The organism is Candidatus Cyanaurora vandensis (assembly GCF_013285555.1).
Classification (GTDB): Bacteria; Cyanobacteriota; Cyanobacteriia; order Gloeobacterales; family Anthocerotibacteraceae; genus Cyanaurora; species Cyanaurora vandensis.
The window spans coordinates 1-21,387 of sequence record NZ_JAAXLT010000103.1 but is presented as its reverse complement, the minus strand read 5'-3'; the positions used below and the strand labels follow the sequence as shown (position 1 = coordinate 21,387).

14 protein-coding genes, 1 tRNA gene and 2 pseudogenes are annotated in these 21,387 nt (G+C 52.2%); 8 read left to right on the top strand and 9 right to left on the bottom strand.

Annotated features, from left to right (window positions below; translation table 11 throughout):
- Positions 1-296: 296 nt before the first annotated feature.
- The 4 genes from HFM78_RS07025 to yqeK all read right to left on the bottom strand — a co-directional run bounded on the left by HFM78_RS07025 (position 297) and on the right by yqeK (position 2,281).
- Positions 297-381 (bottom strand) — tRNA-Ser (locus tag HFM78_RS07025).
- A 19-nt stretch (positions 382-400) separates the two neighbouring features.
- Positions 401-1,234: a class I SAM-dependent methyltransferase gene (locus tag HFM78_RS07020; RefSeq protein WP_396033207.1), complete on the bottom strand. Its 834-nt coding sequence runs from the start codon at positions 1,232-1,234 to the stop codon at positions 401-403.
- Positions 1,235-1,279: 45 nt separating this feature from the next.
- Positions 1,280-1,708, bottom strand: coding sequence for a ribosome silencing factor (gene rsfS / locus HFM78_RS07015; protein ID WP_287128715.1), 429 nt, complete (start codon positions 1,706-1,708; stop codon positions 1,280-1,282).
- Positions 1,709-1,711: 3 nt separating this feature from the next.
- Complete coding sequence (gene yqeK, locus HFM78_RS07010; RefSeq protein ID WP_287128714.1) at positions 1,712-2,281, bottom strand: bis(5'-nucleosyl)-tetraphosphatase (symmetrical) YqeK; 570 nt, start codon at positions 2,279-2,281, stop codon at positions 1,712-1,714.
- 198 nt (positions 2,282-2,479) lie between these two features.
- On the opposite strand from yqeK, the gene murC reads away from it, so the two are divergent.
- The 4 genes from murC (at position 2,480) to HFM78_RS06990 (ending at position 7,984) form a co-directional block, all read left to right on the top strand.
- Entirely contained in the window at positions 2,480-3,865 is a 1,386-nt protein-coding gene (gene murC / locus HFM78_RS07005) for a UDP-N-acetylmuramate--L-alanine ligase (RefSeq protein ID WP_287128713.1), read from the top strand.
- Entirely contained in the window at positions 3,856-4,752 is an 897-nt protein-coding gene (murB, locus tag HFM78_RS07000; RefSeq protein ID WP_287128712.1) for a UDP-N-acetylmuramate dehydrogenase, read from the top strand. The genes murC and murB overlap by 10 nt, the downstream gene beginning before the upstream one ends.
- Positions 4,753-4,855: 103 nt before the next feature.
- Complete coding sequence (locus HFM78_RS06995) at positions 4,856-6,664, top strand: iron uptake porin (RefSeq protein WP_287128711.1); 1,809 nt, start codon at positions 4,856-4,858, stop codon at positions 6,662-6,664.
- Positions 6,665-6,754: 90 nt separating this feature from the next.
- Positions 6,755-7,984: an SPOR domain-containing protein gene (locus HFM78_RS06990; RefSeq protein WP_287128710.1), complete on the top strand. Its 1,230-nt coding sequence runs from the start codon at positions 6,755-6,757 to the stop codon at positions 7,982-7,984.
- On the opposite strand, the gene mutS is transcribed toward HFM78_RS06990, so the two are convergent.
- From mutS to HFM78_RS16210, 3 genes and pseudogenes are all read right to left on the bottom strand, one after another.
- Positions 7,981-10,497: a DNA mismatch repair protein MutS gene (gene mutS / locus HFM78_RS06985; RefSeq protein WP_287128709.1), complete on the bottom strand. Its 2,517-nt coding sequence runs from the start codon at positions 10,495-10,497 to the stop codon at positions 7,981-7,983. The genes HFM78_RS06990 and mutS overlap by 4 nt on opposite strands.
- A 95-nt stretch (positions 10,498-10,592) precedes the next feature.
- Complete coding sequence (locus HFM78_RS06980) at positions 10,593-13,649, bottom strand: glycosyl hydrolase family 95 catalytic domain-containing protein (protein ID WP_287128708.1); 3,057 nt, start codon at positions 13,647-13,649, stop codon at positions 10,593-10,595.
- A gap of 141 nt (positions 13,650-13,790) precedes the next feature.
- Positions 13,791-14,691: pseudogene (locus tag HFM78_RS16210) on the bottom strand (IS982 family transposase).
- Positions 14,692-14,803: 112 nt separating this feature from the next.
- Here HFM78_RS16210 and HFM78_RS06960 point away from each other — a divergent pair.
- Both HFM78_RS06960 and HFM78_RS06955 read left to right on the top strand, forming a co-directional pair.
- The gene (locus tag HFM78_RS06960) at positions 14,804-15,997 is read left to right on the top strand and encodes a glycosyltransferase family 4 protein (RefSeq protein WP_287128705.1); all 1,194 of its coding nucleotides are present in this window, start codon (positions 14,804-14,806) and stop codon (positions 15,995-15,997) included.
- Positions 15,990-16,982: an STELLO glycosyltransferase family protein gene (locus tag HFM78_RS06955; RefSeq protein WP_287128704.1), complete on the top strand. Its 993-nt coding sequence runs from the start codon at positions 15,990-15,992 to the stop codon at positions 16,980-16,982. The genes HFM78_RS06960 and HFM78_RS06955 overlap by 8 nt, the downstream gene beginning before the upstream one ends.
- Before the next feature lie 14 nt (positions 16,983-16,996).
- On the opposite strand, the gene HFM78_RS06950 is transcribed toward HFM78_RS06955, so the two are convergent.
- Both HFM78_RS06950 and HFM78_RS06945 read right to left on the bottom strand, forming a co-directional pair.
- Entirely contained in the window at positions 16,997-18,007 is a 1,011-nt protein-coding gene (locus HFM78_RS06950; RefSeq protein WP_287128703.1) for a phytanoyl-CoA dioxygenase family protein, read from the bottom strand.
- A 56-nt stretch (positions 18,008-18,063) separates the two neighbouring features.
- On the bottom strand, positions 18,064-20,109 hold the full coding sequence (locus HFM78_RS06945) for a hypothetical protein (protein WP_287128702.1): 2,046 nt from the start codon (positions 20,107-20,109) through the stop codon (positions 18,064-18,066).
- A 177-nt stretch (positions 20,110-20,286) separates the two neighbouring features.
- Here HFM78_RS06945 and HFM78_RS06940 point away from each other — a divergent pair, with 177 nt between their 5' ends.
- Positions 20,287-21,084 (top strand): Uma2 family endonuclease, encoded by a 798-nt coding sequence (locus tag HFM78_RS06940; RefSeq protein ID WP_287128701.1) that lies wholly within the window; start codon positions 20,287-20,289, stop codon positions 21,082-21,084.
- Positions 21,081-21,387, top strand: a pseudogene (locus HFM78_RS06935) (hypothetical protein); the annotation flags it as partial. The gene HFM78_RS06940 and the pseudogene HFM78_RS06935, both read left to right, overlap by 4 nt.

Below are 21,387 nucleotides of genomic sequence, written 5' to 3'. Positions count from 1 at the left end.
TTTCTTCTGAGGAAAGGAAGCTTTTACTAAGCATGGTTGTAACATTTTTGGACATTGAATAATTCCAGTATAACGCATTTTAAATGCTTGTCAGCTTATAAAAGAGCTAAATATTAATTATAATTTTTGGTCATTTATCGCTGTAAAGTCAAATAAACCTATTTTCGGCTCAAAACTCCTCCTGGTGGCAAATTGCAAAATCCGGCGCAGGTCAAATAGCGTTGTAAAAAGAGCCGTAGTGGTCAAAAAACGTTGCAAGAGACACAAAAGAGAAGCTCTGTTTCACTAGAAGTGTACGGAGAGGGGGGGATTCGAACCCCCGATACCTTTCGGCATACCTATTTTCGAGACAGGCGCGATCAACCACTCTGCCACCTCTCCAGGCCCTCCTATTGTGCCATTACTTGTTCACCTTGATAAATTTGAGGGTCATCCGGTCACTCTCGCCAATTGCCAAGTAACGTTCGCGGTCTTGGTCGCCCTGACTAAGAGTGGGCGGTAGGGTCCAGACCCCGCCGGGATAGTTCTTGGTGTCCTTGGGGTTGCTATTGATCTCGGACTTGCCCACGAGCTTGAACCCAGCAGCCTCAATGCTCTTGATCACGTGGTCCTCGGGCATATAGCCACTCTTGGCAACTTGGGCCGGGGCAGCAGTCAGACCCGGTTTAGCACGGTGTTCCTCAACCCCGAAAATGCCGCCCGGTTTGAGGACTTGGTACACCGCCGCGTAGACTTTATCCTGATAACCTTCCATTTCCCAGTTGTGGATGTTACGGAAAGTCAACACGAGATCTACGGAGTTGGCAGGCCCCAAGTTGAAATCGGTAGGCGGCGTAATCTGAGCAACCTTCACCTTGCTAAAAACCTGGGGCCGCGCGGCGAGACGGTTGTTCAAACTCTTTGCACTGCGCGTCAGGTAACTCTCCGCCGGACCCTCAGGATTGAAATTGGTGACGAATAGTTGCCCTTTTTGCGCTAGGGCCGGAGCCAGGATCTCGGTATACCAACCCCCTCCAGGCCATAGCTCAAGGACCGTCATCTCCGGGCGCAACCCAAAGAAACTCAGGGTCTCTAGGGGATGGCGGTACACATCACGCTGCCGATTTTTCTCCACCCGCTCGGGGTTATTCACCGCCGCTTGGAGTTGGACCGGAGCGGTAGTAGGTGCGGCTTGGACCGTTCCTAGCAATCCCAAAAGTAAGGCCATCAATCCTAACTGGTACTTCATGAGCATCCTTAAACGGTCATTCTATTTTAATCGTCGGCACCCAGTTGACGGTCAACGGGCGAGCTCCCCTTCTTCGGTGGCATCGCTCCGGCGCGGCGGGGTCAAGGGAACCAATTCTTCCCAGTGGGGCGTGGGTTCAGCGGCATAACGATGGCGCGGCGCGTGCCCCCAAAAGGCTTCGAGCCGATAAAACTCCCGCTCCTGCGCCAAGAAAACATGGACAATCACATCCCCAAAGTCCTGCAGGACCCAACTGGCATCGCCCAGTCCTTCTAGGTGCCGGGGGATGCGGTCTTCTAACTTAATCTCATCTACAATCCCGGCAGCGATGGCCCGCACTTGGGTGCGCGACTGACCCGTAATGAGTACAAAATAGTCCGCCAATACCGAGACTTCACCCACCGCAATGCGGACAATATCGAGACCTTTCTTTTCGTCGGCTGCCTGGGCAACCCGTTCTACCAGCTTTTCAGCATCCAAGGGCTAGGCGACTCCTACAGGGGACAACAACCAATTGCGCGTCAAAACAGTACGGGGATGGATGGGACGGTCCTGGGCTAACAATTCCGTCAGACTCAGGTTACATCCTAACAAAACTGCCCCCTTCAAATCCTCAAAGGCCAAAGCCCGCAACGGCGCGAGTTCTGGCCCGGTGCGGCTGGGCTCAATCCAGTCAGCAAGATAAATAATACAACTGAGGTCGTCCATCCCCGGTTCGCCTAGGGTGTGGTTGGCGATAGCGGTCAAGACCTGGGGGTCATGTTCTCCAAAAAGTTCGCCTGCTAATCCCGCACTGACCTGGGCATGAAGCAGATGGGGATTTTGGGTCGTAACCGGATCGAGGGGAATCCTAAAACGCTCAGCCTCACTCAGGAGTTGTTGAGGAGAGAAACATTTGGCTAAGTCATGCAAAAGACCCGCCCGCGCTGCCAACTGGGGGTCTACCCCGTGGTGATAGGCGAGTTGGGCCGCTGTCTTTTCGACCCCGAGAATGTGCTGGAGCCGCTTGCGGGGAACCTGGGCTTGGAGCCAAGTGAGGACTTGTTCGCGCATGGACTAGCGATAGTGGTATTAACTATTTTAGAACCTTTTCCCAAACCCGCTGCTCAAGGGTATCCTCAGAGTGGCCTCAGTCGCTAAAGCAACAAGGTCAAACGCCCTTCCATGGTAGCAATAGCGGGTCATCCCCCTAGAGACACCATATACGGTGGTTGTGTATAGTACATTCGATGCGTGGGTGTGGTGATAGCTATGGTGGCTCGATTGGAACGTGTGGCGACAACCCGTGCTTTGCGCGAGTCCTGGCACTTTATTGGCATTGGCGGGATTGGCATGTCGGCCCTGGCTTATTTGCTGGCGAAGCAGGGGGCGCGAGTATCCGGGTCCGATTTGAAATCTAATGCCCAAACCGAGCGGCTGAGCAAACTCGGGGTCGCTATTCATTACGGTCATTGCGCCGAAAACCTTTGTTTAGATGACGACCACAGCCTCTATGTGGTCTACTCCACCGCCATTGACCCATCCAACCCGGAATATCGGCGGGCCCAGGAGTTGCAAGTACCCCTGTTGCACCGGGCTCAGGTCCTCGCGCACATCGCCCGGAGCCGTCGCACCATCGGCGTTTCTGGTACCCACGGCAAAACCACTACCAGCAGTATGTTGGCCTGTCTGTTAACCGATAGTGGCTTGGACCCGACGGTGCTAGTTGGGGGTGAGGTTCTTGCCCTCGGGGGAAATGCCCGCTGGGGCCAGGGGGAGCATCTGGTCGCTGAAGTAGATGAATCCGACGGTTCGCTTGTGTTATTCCATCCCCAGGTGGCGGTCATCACTAATATTGAGGCGGACCATCTCGACCATTACCGCGACCTCACGGCAATTGTGCAAGCATTCACCCAGTTCATTCAGCAGAGCGAGGAAGTCGTCCTCTGTCTAGACTGTCCCAATACCCGGCAGTTGACGGGACTCGCAACGCAGTGGACGGGCTATAGCCTGCACCACCATCCCCAGGCGCGTTACACCGTGGGCGAGGTCCATTACGGGTGGCATGGGACCGATGCGGAGGTCCTGGACTGGGGTGAATCCCTGGGTCGTCTGCACCTCCCCCTGACGGCTCCCCATAACCTGAGCAATGCTTTGGCGGTGGTAGCGGTGGGCCGTCAATTGGGGTTGACCTTTGCTCAGATTGGTCAGAGTTTGGGGCGTTTCCAGGGTGCCCAACGCCGCTTCCAGAAATACGGCGAGTGCGGCGGGGTTTTGTATGTGGATGACTATGCCCATCACCCCAGTGAGATCCGCGCTACCCTCGCTTCCGCTAAACTCTCTGGGCGGCCTGTGGTGGCAATTTTCCAGCCCCACCGCTATAGCCGGACCACTGCACTCTTGGAAGAATTTAGCACCTGTTTTGCCCAGGCTGACCGGGTGGTATTGACAGAGATCTACAGTGCCGGGGAACGCAAATTGGGGGTAACCGGGGCGCAACTCGCCCAAGCGGTCGCCAAGCACCATCCCCAGGTCCATTACTGCCCGGATCTTGCGGCGGTCAGGGCCTACTTACCCACAGCCCTCCAACCGGGCGACCTCGCGCTCTTTTTAGGGGCCGGGGACCTCAACAGTGTCATCCCGCAGCTATGCCCGTAACCCACTACACGCCCCAAACCCAGACCACATTGGCTTTTTTGACGGCCTACCATGTGGGCGGAGCCGCCCAGTGGTTCGACCAGCCTCAGGACCGGGCTGGGTTAGAGGAAGCTCTGCTCTGGGTGCGACGAAGTGACGTTCCTTTAACTGTGGTCGGGGCCGGGACGAATTTGTTGGTGAGTGACCAAGGGATCGCGGGATTGGTACTGAGCTTACGTCAACTCCAGGGCAGCACTTGGCAGCCCGAGGGGAGGGTCACGGTGGGCGCGGGCGAACCGATTGCACGACTGGCGTGGCAGAGTGCTAGGCGCGGTTGGCACGGATTGGAATGGGCGGTAGGCATTCCTGGCTCTATGGGCGGAGCAGTGGCGATGAACGCGGGTGCCCACGGTTGGGAGACGGCCCAAGTCGTTCTAGGAGCGGAAGTTCTCAACACGACCACCGGGGAATGGCGGTACCTTACACGGGCACAGTTGGGGTTTAGCTATCGTTCGTCGGTGGTGCAACAGGAGCCCTGGGTAGTGGTTGCCGTAGACCTGCAACTGAGTCCTGGACAGGCCGCTAACCAACTTGTTGAGCAGGTGGAGCAGTACAACCGTCATCGCCGCCAGACCCAACCCCAGGGCTACCCCAACTGCGGCAGTGTTTTTCGCAATCCTCCCGGTTACGCAGCGGGTTGGCTTTTGGAACAATGTGGACTCAAGGGCCAGCGCGTCGGCGGGGCCCAAGTCGCCCATGAGCACGCCAACTTTATCGTCAATGTGGACCAAGCCCGCGCTCAGGATATATGGACATTGATGGCCCAGATGCAGCAACGGGTCCAGGCGCAGTTTGGGTTGAATTTACAAGCAGAAGTCAAAACCTTGGGTGAGATGACAATCCTTTAGGACTTGAGGGTTGCTTTAGTCCCGAGATACGTTATAAACTCTTGTATGGAGAGGGTTTATCCTTCTCAGTTGTGGTCTGTGAGTTTCGTGAGGAGTCTGTTACATGAATAAGCTTTCTGTACTCAAAGGGCTAGCTGGTGCCCTGAGCCTTTCTTTACTGGCGGGCCTTGCCCCTGTGCAGGCGCAAAACGCCGACTCTGCCATGATTGACCAGTATGCCCAGGGCCTGGGGAGCAGCAACATCAGCCAAGTCACCTCCATCTCGGAGTTGAGCGATGTGGACCCCAATAGCTGGGCCTTCCAAGCTTTGAAATCTCTGGTTGAGCGGTACGGTTGTATTGAGGGCTATCCCTCCAAGGTGTTCCTGGGGAACAAAGCTACAACCCGCTACGAATTTGCCGCCGGTCTCAACGCTTGCCTAGACCGCGTTAATGAATTAATTGCCGCCGCTACTGCGGATAAAGTCACCCGCGACGACCTCGCCACCCTGCAACGCCTCCAAGAAGAATTCGCAGCGGAACTCGCTACCCTGCGCGGTCGGGTAGATGCCCTGGAAGCCAAGGTCAAGGAACTAGAAAGCCAGCAGTTCTCCACCACCACCAAGTTGGATGGTTCGGTGGTGATGGCGGTCCAAGGTTCCGGGGCTAACTCCGGCAGTACCTACTTCGCGCCGAGTCCCGGTGTGGGTGCAACGCCCTTCACGGGTTTTGGTGCAGCTTTTGGTGACCGTTTCGGCGTTGAGACTCCTGTTTTGGGTAGCGCGGCGAACACCAGTTTTGTGGCCCGCACCAGCCTCAACCTCCGCACCAGCTTCACCGGTCAAGATGAATTGCTGATTCGCCTCCGTGGGGTATCGGGTCAAGATGCGGGTAACGTCTTCCGGGGTGTCTCCAGTGGACTCGGGACCCTGTTCTACGCGGCGGGTCCGTTTGGTGGGGCCTACGATGATTCCGCCACGGCTGCCCCGGCGACCAACGGGATTGCCTCAGTCAACTTTGACAAGATTCGCTACACTACCCCGATTTTTGGGGAGAGCTTCCGTATCTTTGCCGGACCCCGGATTGACCTCTTTGAATTTTTTGATACCAACTCCTTTGCCAACAACGAGGAAGTGGACTTCTCCAGTGGTTTCCACATCAACAACCCCCTGACGACCTTCATCTTTGCGGGTCCCGGCGGTGGGTTTGATTGGGAACTTAGCCCAGCCTTCAGCCTCCGTGGGGTCTACATCGCCAAACAGGGCGGCGGAGCCTTCAGCGGTAACGCGGGTGGCTTGACTGGGAGCGGTACGATTGCGGCTGGGGAGACCGAGTTCCGGGCGGGTACAGCCAAACTTAAGTTGCAGTACTCCACCTTCAGTGAGACCGTCCCCAACGGTGGTATTCCGGCTGGTCTTGGTGGTGGGACTGTCCTTGGCAACAACATGTTTGGGAACATTACCAGTTCTACGACCATCGCTGGTGGCGTTAACGCCGAATGGGCAGTAACCCCGAGCCTTGGTATCTTTGGACGCTACGGTTTCGCCCGCTCCTACGTGTTGCAGCCCTCGAACTCGGCGGTACAATACTTCCCCGGTGGTAGCACCGACGGGATTAGCTCGACCACTTGGCAGGCTGGGCTCTCGGTTGGCAACTTGATTGTGCCCGATAGCGTCTTGGGTGTGGCGGTAGGCCAACCGATCCGCATCAGTGGCGGTCAGGTCTTCGTCAACACCGCTTCGGCTGGTTTCCCGACCGGACTGACGGGTCTATCCCCCTCGGGGACTGAGTTCAACATTGAGGCCTTCTACAAGTTCCCGCTCAATGACCGGATCACCATCACCCCGGATGTCCAGATCATCACCCAGCCCGGTAACATCTCCACCAACCCCACGATCACTGTGGGTACCCTGCGGGCCGTGTTTACCTTCTAGGTTCTACGCTTGACCCACACAAAGCCCCCGTCCTGGGGGTTTTGTGCTGTCAGGAGATAAAATGCAGTTGCCGATGGAGCGATCGTGACCATGGTGGGAATTAAGCTAGACACCTGTCAAGCGGAGTTAATCTTACAACTGCGCGAGTGTACCGACGAAGAATTGGTGGAGCTAGCCCGGACCCATCCTGAGGAAGGGCGGTATTTGCTCTGTCTGTACTGTCGCTATCAGTCTTTAGTCGAATCCCTAGTCGCCTCTAGCCAACAAGCCCCGGTCATGGCCGCAACGGTCTGGGTCCAAGTCCGCTCTAAACTGACCACATTAAATATTCAGGAACGAAAATTTCTCAGTTGGTTGACGGTCCTCAGTGCTGATACCTTGACCCAGGTGTTGCGCGGCAATCAAAAATTGCTCACTAGTGCTTCAACTGCTAATCCCGTGACGTTGGCCTATGTGGACCAAGCCCTCCAACAGTTATCGCCCCCGGAGCGGTTCATGGTCATCTTCCACGATGTCTACCAGTGGCCCTTGGCGCAGATCCGCAGTTGGCTGACAGAACAGCAGTGGACAGTCCCCGCCAGTCAGTTGACGCTCTATCTACAACAGGCCCACCAACGGTTACTGGCGAATCTTCCCCCGGACCTCAAGACCCTCTGTTGGCAAGCTCAGTCCCCAGAAGAACAATTGCGGACCGCCCTCCAGGGCCTAGAGTTCGACCCGGAGTTAGAGCGCGAACGTTATCACCAATGGCACCAACAGGGCCAGCCTATTACTACGCGTCCCCAGGGCATTTGGGTCGCTGGCATCCTGACATTAGTGGGTTTGGGCGGATTTCTGGCTTGGCAGGGTGTAACCAACCTCAGTGCCAACCTCGCCGCTCCCCCCATCCAGACCGTACCCAAACCCGTTCCCATTGCCCCGGTTGTTGCTGACCGTGGACCTGATACCTCTGAACGCGCTTCAGTAACCCCAACTACCCCAGTTGAACCAGCCCGAGTACCCACCACGAATCTGCCTAAACCCAATAATCTCTCAGTACTAGTTAAGCCCGTTGCAACCGCAGCGGTTATAGTCCCAGCCAAGCCCCAATCTGTAACCCCAGCTTCCACCAAGCCCACATTGGCAAAAGTAGTCGTAGTGGCAAGCTCTCCCGCGCAGGTAGCTCAGTTGCGTCGTCAGTTCCCCGCCAGCTTCCCCAAAATCTGTGCTGAGAACCAATGCATCCAAGTGGGTGCCTTCAAAACCAGTGATAATGCGGAAGAACTCGCCGCCCAACTTCGCGCCCGTGGCTATGAAGTCAACGTCATCGCCCCGACTTAGCCTTCCGTCGTCCGCAGGCCCAAGGCGATATGAGAATGGCGTTCCACCTGCGCCAGGATGAAACGGGCACGTTGAAGAACCGTTGGGGGTAAACCCGCAAGCCGACCCACCTCAATCCCATAGGAACGGTCAGCCCCGCCAGGAATGACTTGATGTAAGAAAACAATACTCTCAGCTAACTCCTTAACCGCTACCTGGAAGTTAGCTACCCTGGGGCGCGTGGCGGCGAGTTCGTTAAGTTCGTGGTAGTGAGTCGCAAAAATAGTCCGGCTCTGGAGGACAGTCAATAGATATTCCGCCACCGACCAAGCAATCGCTAGCCCATCAAAAGTTGCCGTCCCCCGCCCAATCTCATCAAGGAGAACTAGCGAACGGGGCGTACCGTGGTGGTGGATATTCGCTGTCTCGGTCATCTCGACCATGAACGTTGAAACTCCGGTTGCCAAATCATCCACTGCCCCGACACGGGTAAAAATCCGGTCACAAATGCCCAGATGACAAGTCTGAGCCGGAACAAAACTACCCACTTGCGCCAACAATTGAATCAGTCCGATTTGGCGGAGATAGCTAGACTTACCACTCATGTTGGGTCCGGTGAGAATTACCAAGTCAGTCTGGTCGCCCAATTGCGTATCGTTGGGGACAAAGAAGTTTTGGCTGAGGGTCTGCTCAATGACGGGGTGACGGCCTTGGACAATCTGGGAAACCCGCCCGGTGTCGAGGGTGGGTCGGGTGTAACGCTGGTAGGTGGCAACTTCGGCAAGACTCGCCAGGGTGTCCATCTGGGCTAAGTGTTGAGCCAAGTGGCGGATCGCTTCGCTGTGGTTGCTAACTTCTTGGCGGAGGGTGACAAAGGTTTCATATTCGAGTTGGTAGGTTTCTTTTTGACTATTTTGGATACGGGCTTCCCGTTCCTTGAGTTCGGGGGTAATGAAGCGTTCTTGGTTGGTCAAGGTCTGTTTACGGATATAGTCATCTGGGGCTTGACCGGCCTTCCCCCGGCTAATCTCGATGTAATAGCCAAAGGCCCGGTTATAGCTGACTTTCAAGTTGGGGATGCCCGTGCGCTGGCGTTCCTGGGTTTCGAGGTTAATTAGCCACTGTTGGTCATCTACGCCCTGTTTTTTGAGTTGGTCTAACTCGGTGTTAATGCCATCCCGGATCAAGCCGCCCTCCGTCAGGTAAAGGGGCGGGTGTTCGACTAGGGTGCGCCCAATTGTCTTCCCCAAGGGTTCAAGCACTGGATTAAGGGTCAGTTGGAGGAGCGATGAAGTCACCCCCACCAAGAGGCGTTCGAGTTCCGGTAAGCGAGAGAGGGCATGACCCAGCCCAACTAAGTCACGGGCATTGGCGGTCTTGGCGCGGATGCGGCTGGCGAGGCGTTCGAGATCATAGAGTTGACTCAAAAAGCTCTGGAGGTCCCGGCAGAGGTCGGGGTCATCCACCAATTCCTGAACCGTGTCCTGGCGTTGGCGGATTAGGTCGGGGTCCAGGAGCGGTTGAACTAACCAACGGCGCAGACAACGGCCTCCCATGGCGGTCTTGGTCCGGTCCAAAGCCCACAACAGGGACCCGTAAAACGACCCATCCCGGCTGGTCTGAATCAGTTCGAGGTTGCGGGTAGTCTGGGGGTCGAGGACCATGAAGTGCTGGGTGGAATAGGTACTCAGGCTTGCCAAGGGCAGGGGACCGGCACACTGGGTCTCACTGAGGTAACGCACCAAGCCCCCGGCAGCCCGTAGAGCCAAGGGCAGATGGGCACAGCCGTAGCCCTCCAAGGAGCGGACTTTAAATTGACTGAGTAGGGTCTCGCGGGCCTCTTCCAGCAAAAATTGACGGCTTGGGCGCAGGGTACAGCCAAATTGGGCGGGCAAAAAATCGGGGATCTGGGGGTCACGGGTACCGGGGCGTAATAACCGCACGGGGTCTGGGGCATCACTGGGCAGGAGGATTTCGGCGGGGTCCAATCGCCACAGTTCTTGCACGAGTTGGTCGGGGTGGTTGACCTGGGTGGTCCGAAACTCACCCGTGGAGACATCACTGTAGGCCAGTCCCCAGTGGTCCCCGGCGGCGACAAGGGCGACGAGGTAGTTATTCTTTTTCGCGGTAAGTAGGCCCTCTTCGAGGACCGTTCCTGGTGTAATGACGCGGGTGACATCGCGGCGCACTAGTTTTTTGCCCGGTCCCGCTTCTTCCATCTGGTCACAGACGGCAACCCCGTAGCCTTTTTCAATCAATTGGGCGGCGTAACGTTCGAGGGCATGGTGGGGTACGCCAGCCATCGGGACTCGTCCTAGGGCTTCTCCGGCTTGACGACCCGTCAGCACGACCCCCAGTTCCCGCGAAATCAGTTCGGCATCCTCAAAAAAGGTTTCATAGAAATCCCCCATGCGATAGAGCAGGATGCAATGGCGGTATTGCTGCTTAATCTCTAGGAACTGCCGCATCATCGGGGTGGTGTCGGCAAGGGATATGCCTAGGTCAAGGCTGGTCTGTACGTTGTGGTCATCCATGGGATAGGCGAATTAAGGCTGGCCTATTGTAACCCGTGCTCTTTGGACTCTTAATCGGGCTACATAGGCGTAGAAAATGGTAGATGAATTGCTAGCTAGTTCCCAGCATTACTGCCAAGATATCGAGTAAGCGAAGTTAACTGAAGGTATTCTGGTGTAGCGGTATTGTAGGGTTCCTTTTCGAACGAAAAGAACTTGCCATTGGTTGCCGGGATTGATATGGACTTCTCCCCATTATTCGGCGTACCAGTTTTTGTTATGTGCATGTAATCATTAAACTTTCTGTCAGTGGCCGTTCTCTCAACAATGTACACCCAGTTAAGGGTCGTAGGAAACGCAACCCAGGTTTTTGAGGGGCCTGCAACAACTCGACCGCTTACCTCACGAACCCGAAATTCCTCGCCGTCGAAAGGATTACTTACTGTCGCTTGCTTACCAGCAAGACTCTTAATGCCAACATATTTCGTTTTACCACTCTCACGTTCAGAACTTACAAGAAAGCCACCCTCAGCCGCTAGGGTAAAGGCTCCGTTGAAGTTCACATCACTGGTAGACCCTACAACATTCTGATCGTCAAGAGGAGCATTCAGATCAGAAGGAGGAGAGACAAACACGCGAATTGAGCCGTTAGCACTGTCTAAATTGTGATAGTCATGGCTCTGAAGAAGAGATTCATTGATCGCAGTAGCATTGACTCCAATGCTGTCAAATCTTGCATTACCATCCCATGGAATTCCATTCCTAAACTGATTGTTCCTGAGTGCCATCCTCTTCAAGATTTTTGTCACATCATCGCGTAGACCAAGCCTCGCAGCGTAGATAGCATCCTGAGACCAAATCCATAACTTCCAAGGGTTTTCATCTATCAAAATATCCGTGGGCTTGTCATAGAAATATAGCCAAGAACCCGTATAGTTACTACCTTTCCACGTGCCAAACGATCTATCCCGATCATAATTAGCTCGCGCAAGATAAGTATCTTTAGCTATTTTGTATGCATTGCTAGAAGTGGCTGCTCCAATCACGCCATGAGGGAATAGCATTTCGAGTTCGGGGGTCTGCAAATTATAGGGTCCGTAAAACCTTGTAGATTCCCATGGAGTACCGAGATCTACGTCGTCATAAAGATTTTCACAATTGGATTCGTTAGGACCAAATTCACCAACTTTATACTCATCAATAACCGTTGAGCATGGTAAATACTTCGTACCAATTTCGCCAGTAATCTTCATGTAAGGACCGACAGCAAAAGGAGCGGTTTTTGTAATGAATGTAGACAAATCACTAGTAAAGCTTGCATCTGTATCATTGAGAATAATGGCAGCTCTCTTGGCGGCACTGAATAGATAACGTACGGCGGCAATATCCGGTACGGGATTAGTTACCCAGTGCCAATTCTCCTGAGCATTTGCACCTTTTATTTTATAAACACCGTCTTCAAGCTGTAACCACTTTTTATAGAATTTAACAGTCTCCTTCATGTATGGGTAAGCAGTGTTAGCAAGAAAGTTCTGATCATTTGTGAATAGATATCGCTTCCACATCCACTCCGCAACCTCGGCCCCAGAACTCATAATATTTTCCACGTTTGGGTTATTGTAGAGAACCTCTGATGAACCGGGTTGAAATCGTCGGTTGTGATTGTAATCTTGATCAACGAATGGGGTACGTATACTAAGTCGTTCGAGTTCCTTACTAACAGTTCCAGTATCAGCAGGAAAAAGTCCATCAAACGCCAAAACCTCTGGTGTCCACATTCCTTCAACTGCACAGTCAGCATCACAAGTACAGGACTTGTTGGGCCTTGCAACACAAGTTTGATTTTCACACGTTCCGCTAAACTTCCTTAACGTGATAGCCTTTATGTCTTCGGTAGAGCTTTTATAGAAGTTGTGGTATGAATCTAAGAATTCTGCATGATTCGATGCAAGAAGAGGGAAAAGTGAAATTCTTTGATTGAAGTGCCAATAGCCAGCAGTCCAGAAGGATGGGTTGAAGTACGGGTTGCCCTCGCAATCTTCATTGAAGCGATGAACACCAGCCATAAAGTGAAAGGGATTCTTCCCTCTAGACGCAGACGCAACAACATAGTGGTGAAGATACCACAGATTTTCTAAATAATCATAATCCGTTCTTGCGTCAGCAGAGGTACTAGAGTACTGAACAAAAGACTTTGACCAAAAACTATGCCAAAACCCTGTGAAACTATTCAATATTGCCGACGCTCCCACTCTCCTTGCATTACCAATAATGTTGAAAGCCGCACCTTCCGAATTGTAACCTGTTGCATTTACCCGACTTGCAACGGCGATCCAGATGGTGAAATCTGGCGAGGGATTATAAATAACTAACCTTGCAGCTGTAGAATTTAATACAAATGAATTTACTGTGGGACTTCCCCCTTTACTACCATTTTGGTGGTTGACGCGCATCGTGTAACCGTAGTTATTAGGATCACTTTGACCTCTGCTTAACGCTATTGCTACAGGGTTTTCAGGATTAGTTTCCTTTCCCGTGGTGGCTGTGCTCCAAGAGGAGGGATCACCGGGAGGGAAGCCACCCCCACCATTACAGTTAACAATTGAGTTGTCCCAGATATCAAGATCGATGGTGTAGCTACGTCCAGAACCAACTCTAGGGTCTTCGACCTTGATGGCGAGTAGCTCCGAGTTAGGATCACCGAAAACAGTCATTTTAACAGTATTGTTATTGGAGCTATTTTTGATAATTGCTGTCCCATCATGTAAGCTCAACCGTCGCTCAATATTAACAGAAGGCAGGGGAGGGTTTGCAGAAATAGCAACGCGACCACTTGCAAACATGGTATGTGGTGATGCGTCTACACCAGTAATATGAAGCTTTACTGAACTACCTTGATCATAGATTAAGGCACCAACTTTACCTGTACCAACCGGGATGCCATCTGCTCTATCTGCTATGGACCTTCGATACACTAAGTCGTGCTTAGAAAGATAGCCAGCATAATTAACATCTCGCTGACCAGTTGTGGTGTTGAAGGATTTTGTCATGCTTTGTGCATCTACTTGTGCTGATATGCTCAAGAAAACAACAATGAGAAATACAAAAAGCGTTAACCCTTGCTGAAAAGCCTGCGAGAGAAGTTCATTGCGAATTGCTCTGGTTATGTACATTTTCAACCTGTTTAGTTTGTGTGCACGGACCACAGTCAAACTACTATGCCTAAAATAAAAAATCAAGTGAATTTTTTAAATAAAATATATGAAAAGTCACCACAATCTACTTTTTTCTATATTAAATACGCCGTGTGCAACTTAAGAAGCAATAAGTGCATCAAGCTGTAAAGGCTGCACCGCGCCGCAACGACAATTCAGTAGCACCGCTAGGGGATGAGCTAAGATTTTGCGCTCTAGGCGGTGGGTTAAATGCCACAAGTCCCGTGCCCAAACTTTTTCGATATTGAACCGAGCACACAATTGACCATTTACGGTCTCGACTAAGCGACGGGTAGACATCAATTTCTGCACATATTCAGGTGTGCGGGTTTCTTTCATATTTTGCGCAATGGAGTTTGGAGATTAATCCCTTCTTTCACGAGTTCCCCCTGTAAATCGGCACTCAGGTATCCTTTGTCACCAATCAATAATCCAGAAATGTTTTGCACTAGCTCCCCTATGCAATCTCGCTCACTACCGTTAGCAGGTGTCCATGGGAAGGCTGTGGCGATACCTAAGCTGCTGCTGAGTAGATGACCGTGAAAACCATAGTAGCGTTGCTTTTTAGCTGCGCCATAGCCATAGCTTGCCTCTGCACTAAAGCTGCGGCAACGAGCGGCACGAGTAATTACACAAATAGGTATCGGGAGACCATCTACGATGTGAATCTTATCCTCAAATGCACCTAAGAGTTGTGCGAACCGATGGTGAAGTTGGTGTTTAATCTGCCAAAGATTGGCAGCCCGACGCACAAACGTTTCCCGTGTAGTTAAGTCAGGAAACCAACTTTGCCAGTGGCGACGAAAGTAATGCCAGATCCCTTTGTCGGTGTCATATTGTTGGTGTCATAACCAAGAAATTCATCCACAATTTCAAGGGTAAGGACCTCGCCATCGGTCAACGCCGGAGCAAAGCCTCGACGATGGGGCAAGGACATGGCTTGCCAATAGGTTTGCACCTCACAGTAGACCCGTATGATAAATTCGTCTAATGAAATCACTGCCCCGCTCCTGCTTCCGCCGTTCTATTAGAAGTCTACAGAGCGGGATTTTCTTGTGGGAAAGCTGTACATGGCGTCAGGCAAGTCTCTTTAAAATCTGATGCAAGGTGTAATGGAATGGTATTCTAGATACGGACAGGCAAGAGCCATCATTTTTTTATTTTCACGTGTGGTTACGGAGAAATCAGCATTGAGTAAAGTCCGATTAAACTTAAGTTCCACGTTTGGGGACCCGACCCTGCCGCGCACTTGGTCAGGTACAACCTTTAATATTTATTCAGAGTTGGTCAGAAGAGACCAGTGCGGGACGACTTTCGATGCGAATATTTCTGAGAGCCTGAGATTAGTTCTTTCGCTGTTGACTGTCCCTTTTTATGGAAACTTGGACAAAGGCAGATCTCCTTTTAGACGACACGCCTGTGCCATGAAAGTAGCCAAGACGACCCAATCTGCTCTTTCAAACCATACGTTGCACACGGGTACTCTAGCCCTGCCGTTTTTGAGACGACCGCCGAACCAGTATCATTACATTATTTCGGATACAACTTGGAATCTGTGGTCTAGCCATGCTACCAATATGGGCGGCTATTCCGACAAGATGATTGCATTTTTTGACAAGATTGAAGGCGAAGCTTATGCTCAAGCTGACCATATCTTCCCGATGGGGCACTATGTCAAGGACAATTTAATCAACCACTATAAAGTCCCCGTGAGTAAAATAACTGTTGTGGGTACGGGATTGGGGGTAATTAAACCCTTTACTGGCGAGAAGGATTATTCCATTCGCAAAGTTTTATTTGCTGCTAAGGATAGATTCAAGGATAAAGGCGGAGAATTGGTAATTGCTACTTTTCGAGAAGTGCTGAAACGTGACCCTAGTATAAAGCTGACCATTGTGGGTACGAGCGGGGGGGATAGTTTTAATAGTCCGAACATTGAGGTACTCGGCTTTTTGCCCCTAGAAGATTTGCAAAGATTGTTCGATACTCATTCGCTATTTTTAATGCCTGCCCTCAATGAACCGTGGGGTTTGGTTTATCTAGAGGCGATGGCCTGTAAAATGCCCATCATGGGACTCAACCGCAATAGCTTTCCCGAACTAGCTGGTCACGGCAAGTACGGTTTTGGAATTGACGATTCTAATCCAACGTTGGTTGCCGACTTGCTGATTAAAGCGTTTGATGATCCAACAACCTTAAAAATGATGGGCGAACGGGCACAGACCTATTGTCTGTCGAAGTTTTCCTGGGAAAAGACGGTCGGTCGCATACTTTCAGTTATTGAGGGAGAATCAAAAAATGTCTAAGTTTATTGTGATTACCAGCATCTTTGCACCGACGGAGGCAGTGATTAAGTTCTCTCGTGAGCAGGATTATCAACTCATTGTCGTCGGGGATAAAAAAACTCCGCCCAACTGGGTATGTGAGAACGTCACCTACTTATCCGTGGAGCATCAAGCACAGCTAGGCTTCGAGTTAAATCAGCATCTACCCTATAACCATTACTGCCGCAAGATGTTGGGCTATCTCTATGCTCTGACGCACAAAGCTGATGTCATTATTGATACGGATGACGATAACATACCCAATGAGAATTGGTGTTTTCCAGCTTTTATGGGTACCTATCAGGTGTTACCTGAGGATTTAGGGTTTATCAATATCTACGAGTTGTATACTAACCAGAAGATTTGGCCTAGGGGCTATCCATTAAAATACCTCAATACCGACAGAACCGTTACCCAGCAAGGAATGATTGACCAGCAAGTGAAGGTCGGGATCTGGCAAGGTCTGGCTAATGAGGACCCCGATGTGGATGCCATCTATCGGCTGACCAGTGACAAAATGTGTATATTTCAAGACAATGGCTCCTACGTGTTGGGCAAAAATACAATCACGCCCTTCAATTCACAGAATACGGCGTTTTGCAAAGAGTTATTCGCGCTCCTATACCTTCCTTCTTTTGTCACCTTTCGCTTCACGGATATCCTGCGTGGATTAGTTGCTCAGCCGATTATGTGGCTATATAATTTCAACCTGGGGTTCCTGAATGCAACCGTGACCCAGAAGCGAAACCCCCATGACTACATGAAAGACTTTGAGTCCGAAATTCCGATGTATCTATACGCTGACAGGATTATTGAGCTAATTACCCCTTCACTCTCCGCTAGCCAGAGTATTGAGGACAATCTTTATGTAGCTTACGAGCAACTCCAGCGCGTAAATATCGTGAGCAATCAAGAAATGAAGACATTAGAGGTCTGGCTCTCCGATTACAAGGCCCATTGTGGTTAATGATACCTTGTAAACTATTCGTCCTTCATAAAACTGCACCCACTGGTGAACATACTCCTGTGCATCAACTCTGTTGACTGGGTGTATGCCATGGGCCGGGGAGTAAAGGGCGAGTGCGGCGCAAAGAATAGGTAACTGCCATGAACCTGGGTACCTACGGGGGTCACATGCATGACCATACTGTACCTAGTATTTCCTTTTTGGACAATCTTGGAGCCGCCATGGGGGAGCATGGGATGCCAGATAATAATGTCACCTTTTTTCGCCTCAATGTGCCGGACTTTGAGACCTTTACTCAGACAATCTTCTAGAACCCAAGCTTGGTAATCATCCCAGAGTGTCGGTTCGACAAAACCAATCTGACGGGACCACCCAGCACCCTCGGGTAAACGCTCAACCTTCCGCAATTGCTGGACAAAACTCTTCAAGCGATTGAGACTACCAACGAAGAGATTGCGACTGCTTTGACCATCTAAAGGGTAGTGCTTACTTAAAATCTCATGGCGTTTGGCGTACTCATTTAAGGCAAGCAACTGCCCACCAGGAAGTACATTCAAAGCACCATTCAGGGAAGTGGCATCTTCCAGCGCAAACCAGACACCCAAGAACTTCTGCTCAGGAAAAGTACAAAAGTAGGGCGCATCACGGTGGATGTTCTGCTCCGTTCCTTCTTGGAAGAAAAGCGAAGTATAAACAGCCGACTCTTGATTAAAGAAACCATCGGTCACAGCTAGCAGCTTTTGATTCTGAAACAGGTTGAAAGCATGGTTAGAAACACTATGAAAATTGACCAACCGCGAGTTAAAACCCGAGGACTTCTTAAACTGTGCGGTCAACGCCTTGTTCTTTTCAGTCCAAGACAAATAATCATCCATAACCCGGTCGATATCATCCTGAGGGACTGCCCCGCGAATTAGCGTGTAGCCATCGTTCACAATCCTAGAAATATGTTTTGCTGCCACGGTTTCCGGGTCGGCATGTTTGCCCTGGCTATAGTCCTGTTCCTTGTCAACAAGCACAAACACCCCCACAAGCGTTCATAGGCTCACATGATATTAACATCTGTCCTTTATCCTCAGCTTCAATTACTGCGTTCTGGGCGGTCCTTATTTGCAGTCGAGCTGGGTAACGCGGTTTTGAGTTTGTTGACGATGAGCGTGACGGCTTTGCGGGCGGCGTTGGTCCGTTCATCCGCCATGAAACCGGGGGTATTAGCGACCTGAGTATCCTGCCAAGCCAGGGTCCCTTCCCGGTCCACAATCGTGTACTGGATGACCACATCAGCACTGGTCCCCGTCCCGAAACTGACGATGCTCCCAGTATAAAAGGTACTGCCCCGGACCATGCCCAGACAGACCGCATCCACGCCGAGGAGACTTGCTAGTAACCGAGGATCGGTGGAGAGGACCTGGACAGGCTCGATCCCTAGCTGTTGGAGCCGCGCAAAGCTCTGGTCGGGGGGCAAAACTTGCCAGGGTAGCTGAGCCGCGAGTTCTTGGGCCAAGAGCGTCCCTAGACGGTCGGGGTCCGCGCTGGGTAAATCATCGTCAGGTCCAAGAATAGCAATGGTTTGGATCTTGGCTAGGACATCCCCACGTTCGACGAGAGGCGGTACGTCTTCTTGACCCTGACGTCGCTCGTAGGCCCCATTCGAGAATTTGTTGGCGATGTCGTGGGCGGTGATAATTAGGCCGTTGTTGACTAGAAATAGGTCGTTTTTGCCCGCGAGGAAGCCGGGATCGAAGTTGACGACCTGGGTTTGCCAAGTCACTATGCCCTGAGCATCAAAGGCGCGAGCTTTGGCGTGGATGCGTGGGGAGTTCATCTGACCCAAGGGGAGCGGTATGCCGAGGAGCGCGGCCCCAAAATTCAAAAGTGCATCGGTAGTCCGGTCTGGGATCTCCAGACTCAACGGCTCCCCGACTAAAAGTAGGTCGGCATTGAGCCCCTGGGCCACTTGGCGGACGACATCAGGACTAGTACGGACTTGGGCGGGGCTGAGGTCTAGGGCCTGGAGGATCGAGGCGACTTGACGGGGCGAAATAATCTCGTACTGCCGCGTCGCCATTAAGTCCCCAGCAATAACCTGGGCGACATCGGGGAGGGGTGCGCCGGGGACTAGCTCACCCTCAAAACCCAACACGGCGACGCGCTGGAGTCCATTGACATTCTTATGTACGGGACGGGGACCCACGAGCACACGGCGTACCCCGGTGTTTAGTTCTACTTGGGGGATGGGACGCGCGATGGTGGTTTTCGGGTCTTGGACTAGGGGCGGACTTTCGCTTAGAGGGTCCCACTGGAGGATTTGGTCGGGGGTACGGGTGCTGATCCAGAGGCGGCGGTTGTCGGGGTCGCTCTGGATACGGGTGATTTGACCGCGTTCAATTCTGTAACGGCTGACCACACGATTAGTTCGGGTATTGACCGTAAGAATGCTCTCGTCCGCTGTAATCAGGTAGAGCCGATTGCCGTCCGCGCTCAGACTCAACTGGGGCCGCAGGGGGTCAAAGGCAATCCCCAAGGGTTCTGAGACTACGCCACTGGTCGGGTTGATGGACCAGACTTCAGCACTGGGTCCGGGTAAATAACGCTGGGCCGAGATGTAGACTCGCAGCCCGTCAGCACTGGCGACCAAATCTTGGGGTTTCAGGACCGCTAGGGTGTTAAGTAAGCGGATCGTCTGGGCAGTGGGATCGATCTGATAAATAAAACTTTCGCCCTGGACCTGGGTGATCCCGGCATAAACCAAGTTGCTATTGGCGGCATAACCCAGACCAAAGAGGACTCCCGGACCACTGGCAACGGCTTCGAGGGTGGGTGTTGGTCCGGTGTCCTGGGCTTGGACCGCACGGGGGATGGGCAAAACTGCCTGGATCTGCCAGCTAATGGGATCAATGAGGGTAATCTGACGACCGGACCCGACCACGAGCAGTCCCGTCTGAGTCTCGACCACATTATGAAGGGCATCATCAATGGGTAGGGTCAGGGGACGACCGGAGGGCTTGCCCGTCTTGACATCGGTGCGGACCAACTGGTCGGTTTGACTGTTAACTAAATAGGGGGTTGCTAGGACCGGGGCTGCCAGGGTCAAAAGCCCGAGGACACCAAGCTTAAACAGACCCATGGAGCTCTCACGCGCAACGTTTGAATTAAATATAGCGACTCACTGAGCTTGTACTCATCGCACCGTTAGCGGTTGCCATCCAGCTCAAATCACGATAGACGCGATGAAAGTCACCGAGAGACGCCGTTGAGCCGTTTTGTGTCGAGTAAAATATACACAATATCACCGCTTGAGTCGATGCTAGAACCGCTGATTCGAGCCAGCCTACCCACCATGGATGATTTACCCCGTGAGGAAGTGGGGAAGCCGGGGTTGCCGGATGAGTTTCATTGTCTACAAGGGCCGCTGCTGTCTTTAACTTTCCGGCCTCCCGCTTGGCCTATCACGCAAGTCTTTAGTGCCTACGACCTCTATCTTTATTACGATGTCAACCATACGCTGTGGTACAAACGACCGGATTGGTTCGGGGCGGTGGGGGTGCCGAGTCTTGATCAAGGTCAACATTTGCGACAGAGCTATGTGATTTGGCAGGAGCAGGTAACGCCGGTAGTTGCCATTGAAATCCTCTCTCCCGGTACTGAAAATGAGGACCTGGGTAAAATTAAAAGGAAACCGGGTAAACCGCCGACTAAGTGGGAAGTGTACGAGCAAATATTACAGATTCCCAACTATGTGATCTACGACGAAACCGCGCATACCCTAAAACTGTTTCAATTGACAGCGGGGCAATACGAGCAAAAGGCGAGCAGTCAGACCAGGGTCTGGATACCAGAATTAGAGCTGAGTCTGGGCCTGTGGCATGGGTTTTGGAACAAGTCCACGGAATGGTGGCTGCGCTGGTATGACCGAGCCGGTAAGCTCATCCCTACGCCTGAAGAAGTGCAACAGCAGGATAAAGAATTGGCGCAACAACAAGTAGTGCGAGCTGAATACGAAAAAGAACTTGCAAGAGAACGAGCCGGACACTCCGAGCAACAAGCTGACCGTCTAGCTGCTAAACTCCGGGAACTCGGCCTAGACCCTGAGCAAATTTGAAAACTCCCCAGGAATTACCCGTAAGTTTGCGTCCGGCTCATTGGCAAGTAGGGGTACTAACGATCGCTCTGGGTTTGACCGGGGCTTGTTTTGCCTATCGGATGCACTTGGGGATCGCTTGGGAGGATAGTTATCAGCACTGGTTGGTCAGTGCTTATCTCTGGGAAACCGGGCAGTGGGTGAGTCCGTTGGGGGGCCACCATGCGCTCTTGCCAGTACCGCACTTGGTTTACGCCCTCGTCCTCGGGGGGCGGGGGGTTTATAACCTGGAAGCCTTGGAGGTGACAGCGGCTCTCTTCACCC